The following is a 13,379-nucleotide window of genomic DNA, read 5'->3' on the forward strand; positions in this document are numbered from 1 at the left end:
GTAACCTGCCCCCTTCCCGGGGATCGGGCCGCCGCAACATGCGCGTCACGGAACGTTAACCCGTGCCCCGTCGCGGGGGATCCGCGCGAGCGGCTAGCGTGTTCCCACGCCGACAGCCTCCTCCGTCCCCCCGGAGCAGACCGCACTGGAGAATCGCGTATGCGCCGCACGGCAACGATCGCCGCTGCCCTCTTGTCCGCCCTCGTCCTGACCGCCGCCGTCCCTGCCGCGGCCGTCGCTGCGACCGACCCGCCCGACAACGTCGAGCTCACGCTGATGGCGACCACCGACGTGCACGGACACGTGTACGACTGGGACTACTTCCAGGACGCGCCGTACCCCGACGACGACACCCTCGGGCTCACCCGCGTGGGCACGGCCGTCGACGCCGTGCGCGCGGAGAAGGGAGCGGAGTCGGTCGTCGTGCTCGACAACGGCGACGCGATCCAGGGCACGCCGCTGACCTACTACTACGGGATGGGCGAGGGAGCGGCATCCGTGCTCGCCGACGAGACGACGCACCCCATGGCCGAGGCGTTCAACGCGATCGGCTACGACGCACAGGTCGTCGGCAACCACGAGTACAACTACGGGCTCGAGCTGCTCGCCGCGTACGAGGGGGATCTCGGCGCGCCGCTGCTGGGCGCGAACGTGATCGACGTCGCGACCGGCGAGCCGTACCACGACCCCTACACGCTGATCGACCGCGAGATCGACGGCGAGACCGTGACGATCGGCGTGCTCGGGCTCGTCACACCGGGCGTGCGCATCTGGGACCGTCAGCACGTCGAGGGCGTCCTGGAGTTCCGGGACCTCGTCGAGACCGCCGCCCAGTGGGTGCCGGTCGTCGCGGAGCAGGCCGACGTGGTGGTCGTGCTCGCGCACACGGGCCAGGGCACCGTGCCCGACGAGGCCTACGACGCCGCCGACCTCAACGAGGACGTCGCGAACAACATCGCCGTCCAGGTGCCCGGCATCGACGTGCTCGTCGCCGGGCACAGCCACCTCGACGAGCCTCAGACGCTGCTCACCAACACCGCCGGCGAGCAGGTGCTGCTCACGCAGCCCTCGTCCTGGGCGCGCAGCGTCAGCGAGGTCACACTCTCCCTCGCCCCCGACGGCGACGGAGGCTTCGACGTCGACTGGTCCGACGGCGTCACGCCGACGGTGACGGCGCACTACGGCACCGATATCGCCGAGGAGGATGCGGACGTCGTCTCCGCCGTCGCCGACAAGCACGCGACGACCGTCGACTACGTGAACACGCCGGTGGCGGCGTCGACCGAGGAGCTGCTGACCGAGACGTCGCGCTACGAGGACACCCCGATCATCGACTTCATCAACCACGTGCAGGCGGAGACGGTCGCGCAGGCGCTCGCCGGAGGGGAGTACGCCGATCTGCCGGTCGTCTCGCAGGCCTCGCCCTTCTCCCGCACATCGCGCTTCCCGCAGGGCGAGGTGACGATCCGCGACATCGCGGGGCTGTACATCTACGAGAACACCCTGCGCGGGGTGCTGCTCACGGGGGCGCAGCTGAAGGACTACCTGGAGTACTCGGCGCGCTACTTCGTGCAGGTCGAGGAGGGCGCCGTGTTCGACCCGGCCACGGGCACCAACGCGGCGTATCCCGACCGGCCGAGCGGTGTGCCCGACTACAACTACGACGCGCTGTCGGGCCTCGACTACACGATCGACATCTCGCGCGACCTCGGAGACCGCATCCAGGGACTGTCCTACCCCGACGGCGCACCGGTCGACGACGACGACGAGCTCGTGCTCGCGGTGAACAACTACCGCCAGAGCGGCGGCGGTGCGTTCCCGCACGTCGCGGGCGCGCCGGTCGTCTACGACGAGCTTCAGGAGATCCGCCAGCTGCTCATCGACTGGGCGTCCGAGCGCGGCCGCATCGACCCCGCCGACTTCTTCGTCGAGAACTGGGCGCTCACGACCTCGACCGAGGCGCCGACGCCCACGCCGGCCCCGAGCACCCCGACCCCCGGCGCGCCGAGCACTCCGGGCACGGGTGTTCCGACCGATCCCGGGCGCGACGTGCCCGATCCGGATGCGGCATCCTCGCTCGCAGCCAGCGGGGCGGACGCACCCGTGTCCGCGTTCGCCCTCGGCCTCGCGCTCCTGGCCGCCGGAGCGATCGGACTGGCCGCCGCACGCGCACGCCGCCTCGCCCGCTGACGCCTCCCCCCGGCCGCGCGCATCCCGCTACGTCGCGACCACGCGGAACGGGTGCTCCGCGCCCTTTCGTCTCGTCGCTGCGCTCCTCGCTCAGAGACCGAGAGCGGAGACTTTCGCTCAGGTGGTCGCGAAGTGCGGAAACAGAGCGGAGGAGGCGGGCCGGGAGGGGCTGGGGAGGGCCGCGTAGGCTCGGGCGCATGGGTATCGACCTCGAAGCGCTGTACACCGACCTGCACCGGCACCCCGAGCTCTCGTTCCAGGAGACGCGTACGGCGGGCGTGATCGCCCGCGCCCTGACCGAGCTCGGCATCGAGCACGAGGAGGGCATCGGGCGCACGGGAGTCGTCGCCATCCTCCGCAACCCCTCACCCGAGGGGACCGGCAACCCCGTCGTGTGGCTGCGCGCCGACATGGACGGCCTTCCCGTCGAAGAGCTCACCGGGCTCCCCTACGCGAGCACCGCCCGCGGCACCGACCCGTCCGGCGGCGAGGTGCCGGTGATGCACGCCTGCGGACACGACATGCACGTGACCGCCCTGCTCGGCGCCCTCGAACGCCTCGCCGGCACGACCGCCGAGTGGTCGGGCACGATCGTGGCGGTCTTCCAGCCCGCCGAGGAGTTCGGCGCGGGCTCGCGCGCGATGATCGCGGATGGCGTGCTCGAGCGGTTCCCGGCGCCCGACGTCGTGCTCGGCCAGCACGTCACCCCGTTGCCCGCGGGTCTGATCGGCGTGCGCCCCGGAACCCAGATGTCGGCGTCCGACGGACTGACCGTCACGCTCCACGGTCGCGGCGGCCACGGCTCCCGGCCCCACTCGACGGTGGACCCGGTCGTGATGGCGGCGGCGACCGTCATGCGGTTGCAGACGATCGTCTCGCGTGAGATCGACCCGCGCGACGTCGCGGTGGTCACGGTCGGCTCGATCCACGCGGGGCTGAAGAACAACATCATCCCGGCCGAGGCCACGCTGCAGCTGAGCCTGCGCTACCCCGATGACGACGCCCGCGACCGCGTGCTGCAGAAGGTGGAACGGGTCATCCGGGCGGAGGCCGCCGCATCCGGCGCCGAGCGCGAGCCCACGATCGTCACCGACCACACCCTGCCGCCGACCATCAACGACGAGGCCGCGACCGCGCGCGTCACCGCGGCCTTCCGCCGCGCGTACGGCGAGGCGGCCGTCATCGACCCGGGGATGTTCACCGGCAGCGAGGACGTCTCGTGGTTCGCCCGCGACTCGGGGGCTCCCCTGGTGTTCTGGTTCTGGGGCGGCGTCGACCCGGAGCTGTACGCCCGAGCCGGCGCGGAGGGGACGATCGACCGCGACGTGCCGACCAACCACTCCCCCTACTTCGCGCCCGTGCTGCATCCGACGATCGAGCGCGGCGTCGAGAACCTCGTCGTCGCGGCGCGGGAGTGGCTGGGCTGATCAGGCACTGCGCCGAGCCCGGCTCAGCCGGGAGCGGCCGGCGCGCGCTCGCGCGTCCGACGGCCGAGCGCGCCCAGCAGCGCATCGATGCCGAGGTACGCGAACGCGACGACCTCGAGCGCGGCGGTGAGTCCCACGATCCACAGCACGACCCCGTCCACGCCGTTGCGATCGACGTCCATGAACGGATACGGATAGCGGGTGCCGCCGCCGAAGAGGCCGCCCAGCGCGCCGTAGACGAACGCGAATGCCACGTACGCGAGCGGGATGAGCGCCCACGCGAGCGGGTCGAACCAGCGTGACCGCCCCTTCGGCACGAACAGCAGCCAGTCACCGATCAGCAGGCACGGCGCGACGATGTGGACGAGGTTGTCGGTCAGCGTGAACGGCGTGTACCCGTTGCCCTGCGTGAACGTCTCCGGCACGAGCACGATCAGATAGACGAGCATGGTCACGGTGATCGAGAACACGACCGCGAGCGAGAACCGCGCCGAGGGCGTCGACGCTCCCCTCGGACCGTGGGCACGCAGATCGCGGATCGTCCGGATGGCGAGCAGCACCAGCCACGTCAGGCACAGGATGTTGCTGAGCACCGTGAAGTAGAGGAACTGCACCCCGCTCGGGCGGCCGTCGAAGAGCCCGCTCACCCGGCCCACACCCCAGAGGACGACGACCGCGGCGGCGAGGCGATACGCCAGCGCGAGGCGGCGGTCCGGCACGTACATGCGGTCGATGCTAGGCGAGGTCGCGGTTCCGCGACGCTCCGGAGAGCGTCCGGTCGACCCCATTGCGCCCGCGCGCATGATGGGCGTAGTGTCCCCGCTCGTGGTCAACGAGAGCGCGGAGCCCGCGCCGGAATCCCCCATCGCGAAACGCCTGCTGCTCGGCGACCCGCTCGCGTCCTCCGACGCCGACGACCACCTGCTGCGCAAACGCATGGCGCTGCCGATCTTCGCGTCCGACGCCCTGTCGTCCGTGGCGTACGCGCCGCAGGAGCTCCTGATGATCCTGTTGATCGGCGGGACGTCGTTCCTGGCCTTCAGCCCCTGGATCGCTACGGCGGTCGTCGTGCTCCTGATCGTCGTGGTGCTCTCGTACCGACAGCTCATCAAGGCGTACCCGTCGGGCGGCGGCGACTACGAGGTCGCGCGGACGAACCTCGGTGAGATCCCCGCCGTCGTGGTCGCCTCGGCGCTGCTGGTCGACTACATCCTCACCGTCGCGGTGTCGGTCGCATCCGGGGTCGACAACATCATCTCGGCCGTGCCGGGGCTGAACCCCTGGCGCGTCGAGCTCGCGGTGGGCTTCGTCGTCCTGATCGTGCTGGTCAACCTGCGCGGCGTGCGCGAGGCCTCGCGGGCCTTCGCGCTGCCGACGTACGTCTTCATCGGCTCGGTCGCGGTGATGATCGTGGTCGGCATCGTGCGCTGGATCCTCGGCGACCCGCCCGTCGCCTCCAGCGCCCAGTACGAGGTGCAGGCCGAGAGTCTCACCCAGGCGGCCGTGATCCTGCTGATCCTGCGCGCGTTCTCGAGCGGATGCTCCGCCCTGACCGGTGTCGAGGCGGTGTCGAACGGCGTGCCGGCGTTCCGCCGCCCGAAGGTCGCGAACGCCCAGAAGACGCTCACCGCGATGGGCATCGTCGCCATCCTGCTCTTCTCCGGGCTCACCGTCATCGCGCTGGTGTCGGGCGTGCACTACGCCGAGAACCCGTGCCATCTCATCGGGTTCGACTGCGCGAACCAGCCGCAGCCGAGCCTCATGGCGCAGGTCGCCGCGGCGACGTTCGGCGCCGGCTCCGTTCCGTTCTTCGTCATCCAGGCGGCGACCGCCTGCGTGCTGCTGCTCGCCGCGAACACGGCGTTCAACGGCTTCCCGCTGCTGGGCGCCGTGCTCGCCCGCGACGGCTACGCCCCGAAGGCCCTGAACACCCGTGGCGACCGGCTCGTGTTCTCGAACGGCATGCTCATCCTCGGGGTCGCGGCGATCCTCGTGCTGGTCGTGTCGCAGGCGAACCTGACGACGCTCATCCAGCTGTACATCATCGGCGTCTTCGTGTCGTTCTCGCTCGGGCAGATCGGGATGGTGCGGCACTGGCGCCGCGAGCTGCGCGCGCTGAAGAGCCTGCCCGGCGAGGCACGCCGGCAGAGGTCGGCACGGCTCCATCGGCGCGAGATCGTCTCCGGCCTCGTCATCAACTCGATCGGCGCGGGGCTCACCGCGGCCGTGTTCCTCATCGTCACCGTCACGAAGTTCACGCACGGCGCCTGGCTCGTCTTCCTGGCGATCCCCGTGCTGTCGCTGCTGATGATCGGGGTGAGCCGCTACTACCGCGACGTCGAGCACGAGATCGCCCTCGACGACCGCACCCGTTTCGGTGCCACCGGCGATGTGGCGATCGTGCTCGTCGGTCGCCTGCAGAAGCCCGTCGTGAAGGCGATCGACTACGCGCTCGCCGCCAGGCACGACACGACCGTCGGCCTGCACGTCGCCGTCACCAAGGAGTCTGCGAACGCCGTGCAGAAGGACTGGGAGGAGCACCGGATGCAGGTGCCCCTCGTCATCCTCGAGTCGCCGTACCGAACCTACGGCGGGCCCGTCACCGCCTTCATCGAGCAGTACCGCGCGCTGCACGGGCCGGCGGTCGTGACCGTCTACCTGCCGCAGTACATCGTGGGGCACTGGTGGGAGTCGCTCCTGCACAACCGGCGCGCCCGGCGCATGGCGAACCAGCTGATGCTCGTGCACGGGGTGACGATCACGCTCGTGCCCTGGCTGCTCGACTCCTCCGAGCTGGTCTACGGCCGCCGGTCGCGGCCCCTGCCCGGCCAGGAGCGCGCGGGTCACGCCTACACGCCCTCGCCCGGCCCGCTCACGATCGTGCCGTCCGCCGCATCCGAGGCCCCGCGTGCCGGCGGCACCGCGTCGGGCGGCAGGTCGGCGTCGGCGTCGGGTGGCAGGACGTCGGGTGGCAGGTCGATGTCGGGCGGAGGGACCCGCGAGACTGCACCGGAGCGCCGAGACTGAGGGGTTACCCCGCTGTCTCGGCGCGCACATGCAGTCTCGCGGCCCACGGACGTGCGCTCGCGGCCCGCGACTCCGCGGGCGCCCCGGGGGCTGCCGGACCGAACTAGCCTGGAGGGGTGAGTACCGCCGACACGCCCCGCCTGGATGCCGCCGCGCTGCGCGCGGACTTCCCGATCCTCGAGCAGACGATCGGCGGCGAACGGCTCGTGTACCTCGACTCGGGGGCGACGAGCCAGAAGCCGCGCGCGGTGATCGACGCCGAGGTCGCGTTCCTCACGCACGCGAACTCCGCCGTGCACCGCGGCGCCCACACCCTCGCCGCCGAGGCGACCGAGCTGTACGAGGACGCGCGGGCGACGGTCGCCGGATTCGTCGGCGCCGAGGCCGAGAACCTCGTCTGGACCTCGGGCGCAACCGCCGCGCTCAACCTGGTCGCGTACGCGATCGGCAACGCGACGGCCGGACGCGGGGCTCCGGCGAGCACGCGGTTCGCGCTGCATCCGGGCGACGAGCTCGTCGTGACCGAGACCGAGCACCACGCGAACCTCATCCCCTGGCAGGAGCTCGCCGCACGCACCGGCGCGGTGCTGCGCCACATCCCGGTGCGGGACGACGGAACGCTCGACCTGGATGCGGCGGCATCCGTCATCGGCGACCGCACGCGCGTCGTGGCCTTCACGCACGTCTCGAACGTGCTCGGCATCGTGAACCCGGTCGCCGATCTCGTGGCGCTCGCCCGTGCCGTGGGCGCGCTGACGGTGCTCGACGCCTGCCAGTCCGCGCCGCACCTCGCGCTCGACCTGCCCGCCCTGGGCGTCGACCTCGCCGCGTTCTCCGGCCACAAGATGCTCGGGCCCTTCGGCATCGGCGCGCTCTACGGCCGTACCGAGGTGCTCGAGGCGCTGCCGCCGTTCCTCACCGGAGGCTCGATGGTGACCACGGTCACCCTCGACGAGGCGGACTTCCTGCCGCCGCCGCAGAAGTTCGAGGCCGGCACGCAGCCGGTGTCGCAGACGATCGCCCTCGCCGAGGCGGTGCGCTACCTCGACCGCCTCGGAATGGATGCGGTGCACGCGCACGAGAGCGTGATCGAGCGGCGCATGATGGCAGGACTCCGCGAGATCCCCGGCGTCCGGCTGCTCGGCGACGCCGCCGGAGCGGAGCGGGTCGGCATCGCGGCGTTCGACGTCGCGGGCGTGCACGCGCACGACGTGGGCCAGTTCCTCGATGCGCGCGGCGTCGCCGTCCGCGTCGGACACCACTGCGCGAAGCCGCTGCACGCCCGGTTCGGCCTGACCGCGTCGGTGCGGGCGTCCACTTCCGTCTTCACGACCGAGGACGACGTCGACGCGCTGCTCGACGGCCTCGCGGGTGTGCGCGCCTACTTCGGGGTCGAGTCATGAGCGGGCTCGACGGGCTGTACCAGGAGCTGATCCTCGACCACTCGAAGCATCCGCACGGCAAGGGTCTCGCCGGCGAGGAGGGCCGCTCGGCGATCTCGCACCAGCGCAACCCGATCTGCGGCGACGAGGTGTCGCTGCGCGTACGCCTCGACGAGGACGGCGAGCGGATCCGCGACGTCACGTGGGAGGGCGCCGGCTGCTCGATCTCGCAGGCGTCCGCGTCCATGCTGTCGGTGCTCGTCGCGGACGCGGCCGAGGACCACGGAGGGATGCCGCGCGCACGGGCGACGGCGTTGATCGGCGGTTTCCGGGAGGCCCTGCGCTCACGTGGCGCGATCGAGCTCGACGAGGAGACCTTCGCGGACGCGGCGGCCCTCTCGGGCGTCGGCAGGTACACCGCGCGGGTCAAGTGCGCGATGCTCGCCTGGGTCGCGCTCGAGGACGCCCTCGCGCGCGCCTGAGCGCGGGCACGGAGCACGACCCGAGAAACCACTTCTGCCCCGAGACACACCGCGAGGCGTGGTTTCCCGGGGCAGAAGTGGTTTCTCGGGTGCTGGGAGCCCAGCGCCCGGGGGCTAGGAGCCGGAGGTCGAGACCCGACCGCGGCCGCCGCGACGGCGACGCGCGCCGTCGCCGTTCGATGTGTCGGCCGAGAAGGATGCGGCAGAGGAGCCCGTGGTCGACGAGTACCGCACGGCGGAACCCGAGGATGCGACGGCCGGACGGCCACCGGAGCGACCCGCGCCCGCTCCGCCCGAACGGCCGGAACCACCGGCACGCCCCGCACCACCCGAGCGACCCGCGCCCGACCGGCCGGAGCCGCCGGCACGCCCCGCACCGGCCGAGCCCGAGCGACCGGAACCACCGGAGCGACCCGAACCGGATCCACCGGAGCTCTCCACTGCGACGGCGGAAGGCTTCACGTGCGCGGCACGCTCGCCGACGAGCTCGTCGACGGCCGGGTGCGCCGCATCCACCGGCTCGAAGGGAGCCGTGATGGCGGCCTTGCGGAGCAGGTCGCTGAGATCGCGCTTCTGCGACGGCAGCACGACGGTCACGACCGTGCCCTCGGCACCGGCCCGGGCGGTGCGGCCGGAGCGGTGCAGGTACGCCTTGTGCTCGGCGGGCGGGTCGACGTGCACGACGAGCTCGACGTTGTCGACGTGCACGCCGCGCGCGGCGACATCGGTCGCCACCAGCACGCGGACGCCGCCGTCGGCGTCCGCCGCGCCGAACGCCGCGAGGTTGCGCTCACGGGCGTTCTGCGAGAGGTTGCCGTGCAGGTCGACGGCGGGGATGCCGTCGGAGGTCAGCTTCTTGGCAAGCTTCTTCGCCTGGTGCTTCGTGCGCGTGAACAGGATGCGGCGCCCCGTGCCCGAGGCGAGGGTGCGCACGAGATCGTTCTTCGCGTCGTCGTTCACCTGGAACACGCGGTGGGTCATGGCAGCTGCGGGCACGCTCGACTCGTCGACCTCGTGGCGCACCTCGTTCTGCAGGAACTTGCGGACGAGCCCGTCGACGCCGCGGTCGAGGGTGGCGCTGAACAGCATCCGCTGTCCGCCGCGCGGCGTCGCCGCGAGGATGCGGGTCACGACCGGGAGGAACCCGAGGTCGGCCATGTGGTCGGCCTCGTCGAGCACGGTGATCTCGACGCGGTCGAGGTGCACGACCTTCTGCTTCATGAGGTCGTCGAGCCGGCCCGGGCAGGCCACGACGATGTCGACGCCGGAGCGGAGTGCCTGCTCCTGCGGCCTCTGGCTGACGCCGCCGAAGACGGTGGTGACGCGCAGGCCCGCGGCATCCGCCAGCGGGAGGAGGGTCGCCGCGATCTGCGTCGCGAGCTCGCGAGTCGGGGCGAGCACGAGGCCGCGCGGGTGCCCGGCCGTGCTGCGACGGCCCTCGAGGCGGGCGACGAGCGGGAGCGCGAACGCGAGGGTCTTGCCGCTGCCGGTGCGGCCACGGCCGAGCACGTCGCGCCCGGCAAGGGAGTCGGGGAGGGTTCCGGTCTGGATGGGGAACGGCTCGCTCTTGCCGGTCTCGGCGAGGACGCGGGCCAGGCGTGCGGGCACGCCGAGGTCGAGGAAGGAAGGCATAGATGTGCTTTCGGGTGACGCGGTCGGTCTTGACCGCTGAGGTGGGGCGACGGCGGGGGATCCCGCGCCGGTTCGCCGCTCGAGAAATTCCGCGGCTGCAGGAGAGCCGGAAGCGTATCGACGACGCAGCGCCCGTGGGCGCGGCTCAACCCTATCATCGCCCGCTCGCCTCGGATCACACCGAGCGCCCGGGAGCACCACGCCTGCGCTCTCACGTCCCCGCGCCGACCCTGGGATCATCCCGGCCAGCGACACCACCCGTGCGCTCTCACGCCGTCGCGCGACCCGGCGCGGAACCGGCGCCCGGCGCCCGTGGAACCGGCGCCCGTGGACCCGGCGCCCGGCGCGGAACCGTCGCGCGACCCGGCGCGGAACCGGCGCCCGTGGACCCGGTGCCCGTAGAGCCGGCGCCCGGTCGCGATGGCGCCTGTGTCCTGACATGGCGCCTGAGAAAACTATCGCCCTCCCAGGATCATGGCGCCATCCCGGCACAGAACAGGCCGTGATGTCTCGCCCGACCGAATTCGTGACATTTCGCCGACGAGCACCGTCTCATGTGTAGAGCGATCCTTTCGCTCGTCGAAATGGTGCGGCCACCCGGGTCGCGCCGGTGATTGTGGAGGTAGTTCTGATGGCTACGGATGAGACGAACGCGACTGCTGCCGAGGCCGGCGTGCCGGTGACACGGACTTCTGCGACAGCGTCGCGCGTGGACCGGGCGCCTTCGACTCCGCGTCCTGCGACGGATGGTTCGGCTGCGGGTCGTACGACGATCGCGGACGGCGTGGTCGCGAAGGTGGCCGGTATCGCCGCCCGCGAGGTTCCGGGCGTCTACGCCCTGGGCGGCGGCGGCGCGCGAGCGCTCGGCGCGCTCCGCGACGTGGTCAACGCGACGGACCTGACGCAGGGTGTGAAGGTCGACGTCGGCGAGACCCAGGCCGCGGCCGACATCACGATCGTGGTGGAGTATCCGGCTCCGGTGCAGGAGGTCGCGGAGAACGTGCGGTCCTCGGTGACTGAGGCGATCACCCGCCTGGTCGGCCTGCAGGTGGTGGAGGTGAATGTGGACGTGAACGACGTGCACCTGCCGAGCGACGACGCCGACGACGACACCGAGTCCCGCGTCTCATGAGCACGACGCTCTCGGGTGCGCTGATCGGCGCGATCCTGGCGTTCGCACTGCTGGTGTTCGGGTTCTGGGGCTTCCTGCTCTTCGCCCTTCTGATGGGCATCGGCGCGCTCGTCGGACGGATCGTCTCGGGGCAGCTCGACCTGCGCGCCCTGGCCGGCGTGTTCACCGGGCGGCGCACGTCGTCATGAACGCGATGACCGTCGAATCCCCCGTGCGCCGGGTTCCCGACGCCGCACCGGAGGTGCGCGGCGGGGTGCGGGTACGCCAGCGGGTCATCGAGAAGGTCGTTCGGGAGGCATCAGCGGTCACCATCGGCGTCCCTCGGGACGATGTGCATGTCGAAGTGGCCGAGTGGGGTGGTGGTCTCGCCGTGCGGGTCGCGGCGAGACTGCCCATCCCCGACCTGGACGATACCGAGGCGATCCGTGCGGAGACCCCGCTGCTCGACCGGGTACGCCAGGCGCAGAGCATGCTCGCCGGCGAGTTCGCCCGCTTGACCGGGCGGGAGATCCGTCGGGTCTCGTTCACGGTGACGGGCGCGCTCATTCCGGAACGAAGGAGGGTGAGGTAGATGTCGGCTTCGGTGCTGAAGAGAGTGGTGCGCCGTGAGACGCATTCGCCGCGCACGATCGCGACCGTGATCGTGCTCGTGCTCATCGCCGCGATCGCGGTGTACGCGGGCGCCGAGATCGTCCTGCACCTGCTGGGCCTCGCGCCGTTCCTGGTGACGCCGGGCGCCGCGCTCGCCTGGCTGGCCGGACTGCCCGGCGCCCAGCCCTCATCCGTCGTCATCGCGGCGGCCGTGGTGGTGGCTCTGATCGGCGCTGTGCTCGTCTGGCTCGCGCTCAGTCCCGGGCGGCTGTCGAAGCACCGCCTGGAGGTGTCCCCGCACGCCGTCGTCGTCGACAACGGGGTGATCGCCTCCGCAGTCGCCGAACGCGTCCGACGCGAGCTGGATCTTCCCAAGGACGGCGTCATCGTGGGGATCAGCCGTCGGGGCGCGGATGTCACCGTACGGCCGGAACCCGGCCAGATCGTCGACAAGGCGCGGGTGCGCTCACTCGCCGAAGCCGAGCTCGCGGGATATCAGCCGTCGCCGAGCATTCGCGTGCGGGCGCGTGTGCAGAACCGCGCAGAAACGAGAGAGGCGCCATGAACGGCACGAATCGGATCGTGAACCGGATGATCCTGCTCGTCGTGGGGCTGGTCCTCCTCGGCGCCGGCGGGGCTGCAGTGACGGCGGTGACCTGGCCGGTCGCCGGGGACACCTGGAATGCAGGCCTGTCGTCGGCGACGGAGTGGATGGTCGGTGCCGACGAGCAGACGCGCATCTCGGATGCGACGACGGTGAGCTGGTTCGTCCTGGCGCTGCTCGTGGCTCTGCTGCTGGTCGTCGTGATCGCGGTGACCGTGATCGCACGGCTCGGCGGCGGCCGGAGCAGCACCGTGATCCGCGTGGAAGCGGCGGAGGGCGCCCAGGGCCCGGTGACCATCCGTCAGGAGTTCGCGTCGGATGCGATCACGCACTCCCTCGCCGGGCATGACGAGATCCTCTCCTCCCGCGTGAGTGCCCGACGGGTGCGGGGAACGGATGTGCTGCACGTGAGCGTCACGCCCCGGCAGAACACGTCCCTGGCCGAGGTGGCCGCGACGGTGACACGGCTGGTCGACAATCTCGCGACGCTGACGGACAGGGACACGCCGACGTACGTGTCGATCCACTCCGGCGTGCGCGCCCGCCTGGCGGCGGATCAGCCACGAGTGCAGTGACACGGCTCCGGCGGATGGCCAGGGGCACACGCGAGACCATCGCGGAGGCTCGGACGACTCCGGCCGAAGAACGACGCGGGGCAGCACAGCTCCGCTGAAAGGACACGGCCCTCGAACCGCGAGGGCCGACGAGGAAAGGAGAACGGTATGGGTGCGGGAGACAAGATCAAGGCTGCGGCAGACAAGGTCACCGGTCAGGCCAAGGAGGCCGTCGGAAAGGCGACCGGCAACGACGAGCTCGTCGCCGAGGGCAAAGCCGACCAGGCGAAGGGGCACGTCAAGGACGCGACCGAGAACGTCAAGGACATCTTCAAGAAGTGACCCCATGCGGGGCGGG

13 protein-coding genes are annotated in these 13,379 nt (G+C 71.5%); 11 read left to right on the forward strand and 2 right to left on the reverse strand.

Annotated features, from left to right (window positions below; all coding sequences use genetic code 11):
- The first annotated feature begins 159 nt into the window (after positions 1 to 159).
- Together GVL03_RS07525 and GVL03_RS07530 are read left to right on the forward strand one after the other, a co-directional pair.
- Positions 160 to 2,190: a bifunctional UDP-sugar hydrolase/5'-nucleotidase gene (locus tag GVL03_RS07525; protein WP_159500377.1), complete on the forward strand. Its 2,031-nt coding sequence runs from the start codon at positions 160 to 162 to the stop codon at positions 2,188 to 2,190.
- 197 nt (positions 2,191 to 2,387) lie between these two features.
- Positions 2,388 to 3,617: an amidohydrolase gene (locus GVL03_RS07530; RefSeq protein WP_159500378.1), complete on the forward strand. Its 1,230-nt coding sequence runs from the start codon at positions 2,388 to 2,390 to the stop codon at positions 3,615 to 3,617.
- 23 nt (positions 3,618 to 3,640) lie between these two features.
- On the opposite strand, the gene GVL03_RS07535 is transcribed toward GVL03_RS07530, so the two are convergent.
- Entirely contained in the window at positions 3,641 to 4,342 is a 702-nt protein-coding gene (locus GVL03_RS07535; protein ID WP_159500379.1) for a Pr6Pr family membrane protein, read from the reverse strand.
- Between the two features lie 79 nt (positions 4,343 to 4,421).
- Here GVL03_RS07535 and GVL03_RS07540 point away from each other — a divergent pair, with 79 nt between their 5' ends.
- From GVL03_RS07540 to sufU, 3 genes are all read left to right on the forward strand, one after another.
- The gene (locus GVL03_RS07540) at positions 4,422 to 6,644 is read left to right on the forward strand and encodes an APC family permease (RefSeq protein WP_200847097.1); all 2,223 of its coding nucleotides are present in this window, start codon (positions 4,422 to 4,424) and stop codon (positions 6,642 to 6,644) included.
- A 116-nt stretch (positions 6,645 to 6,760) separates the two neighbouring features.
- Entirely contained in the window at positions 6,761 to 8,047 is a 1,287-nt protein-coding gene (locus GVL03_RS07545; protein ID WP_200847092.1) for an aminotransferase class V-fold PLP-dependent enzyme, read from the forward strand.
- Complete coding sequence (sufU, locus tag GVL03_RS07550) at positions 8,044 to 8,508, forward strand: Fe-S cluster assembly sulfur transfer protein SufU (RefSeq protein ID WP_159500381.1); 465 nt, start codon at positions 8,044 to 8,046, stop codon at positions 8,506 to 8,508. The genes GVL03_RS07545 and sufU overlap by 4 nt, the downstream gene beginning before the upstream one ends.
- 114 nt (positions 8,509 to 8,622) lie before the next feature.
- Here sufU and GVL03_RS07555 read toward each other — a convergent pair whose 3' ends face one another.
- On the reverse strand, positions 8,623 to 10,140 hold the full coding sequence (locus tag GVL03_RS07555; protein WP_159500382.1) for a DEAD/DEAH box helicase: 1,518 nt from the start codon (positions 10,138 to 10,140) through the stop codon (positions 8,623 to 8,625).
- Positions 10,141 to 10,771: 631 nt separating this feature from the next.
- On the opposite strand from GVL03_RS07555, the gene GVL03_RS07560 reads away from it, so the two are divergent.
- From GVL03_RS07560 to GVL03_RS07585, 6 genes are all read left to right on the forward strand, one after another.
- Positions 10,772 to 11,272 (forward strand): Asp23/Gls24 family envelope stress response protein, encoded by a 501-nt coding sequence (locus tag GVL03_RS07560; RefSeq protein ID WP_159500383.1) that lies wholly within the window; start codon positions 10,772 to 10,774, stop codon positions 11,270 to 11,272.
- Complete coding sequence (locus GVL03_RS07565; RefSeq protein WP_159500384.1) at positions 11,269 to 11,460, forward strand: DUF2273 domain-containing protein; 192 nt, start codon at positions 11,269 to 11,271, stop codon at positions 11,458 to 11,460. Before GVL03_RS07560 ends, GVL03_RS07565 begins: the two co-directional genes overlap by 4 nt.
- A gap of 5 nt (positions 11,461 to 11,465) precedes the next feature.
- Positions 11,466 to 11,843 (forward strand): NTP pyrophosphohydrolase, encoded by a 378-nt coding sequence (locus GVL03_RS07570; protein WP_235038066.1) that lies wholly within the window; start codon positions 11,466 to 11,468, stop codon positions 11,841 to 11,843.
- Entirely contained in the window at positions 11,844 to 12,428 is a 585-nt protein-coding gene (locus GVL03_RS07575; protein WP_159500386.1) for a DNA/RNA endonuclease G, read from the forward strand.
- A complete protein-coding gene (locus tag GVL03_RS07580; protein WP_159500387.1) occupies positions 12,425 to 13,042 on the forward strand; it encodes a hypothetical protein in 618 nt (205 codons plus the stop codon). The genes GVL03_RS07575 and GVL03_RS07580 overlap by 4 nt, the downstream gene beginning before the upstream one ends.
- Positions 13,043 to 13,189: 147 nt before the next feature.
- Positions 13,190 to 13,363 (forward strand): CsbD family protein, encoded by a 174-nt coding sequence (locus GVL03_RS07585; RefSeq protein WP_159500388.1) that lies wholly within the window; start codon positions 13,190 to 13,192, stop codon positions 13,361 to 13,363.
- Positions 13,364 to 13,379 lie beyond the last annotated feature (16 nt).

The organism is Microbacterium sp. 18062 (assembly GCF_902706225.1).
In the GTDB taxonomy this organism is placed as follows: domain Bacteria; phylum Actinomycetota; class Actinomycetes; order Actinomycetales; family Microbacteriaceae; genus Microbacterium.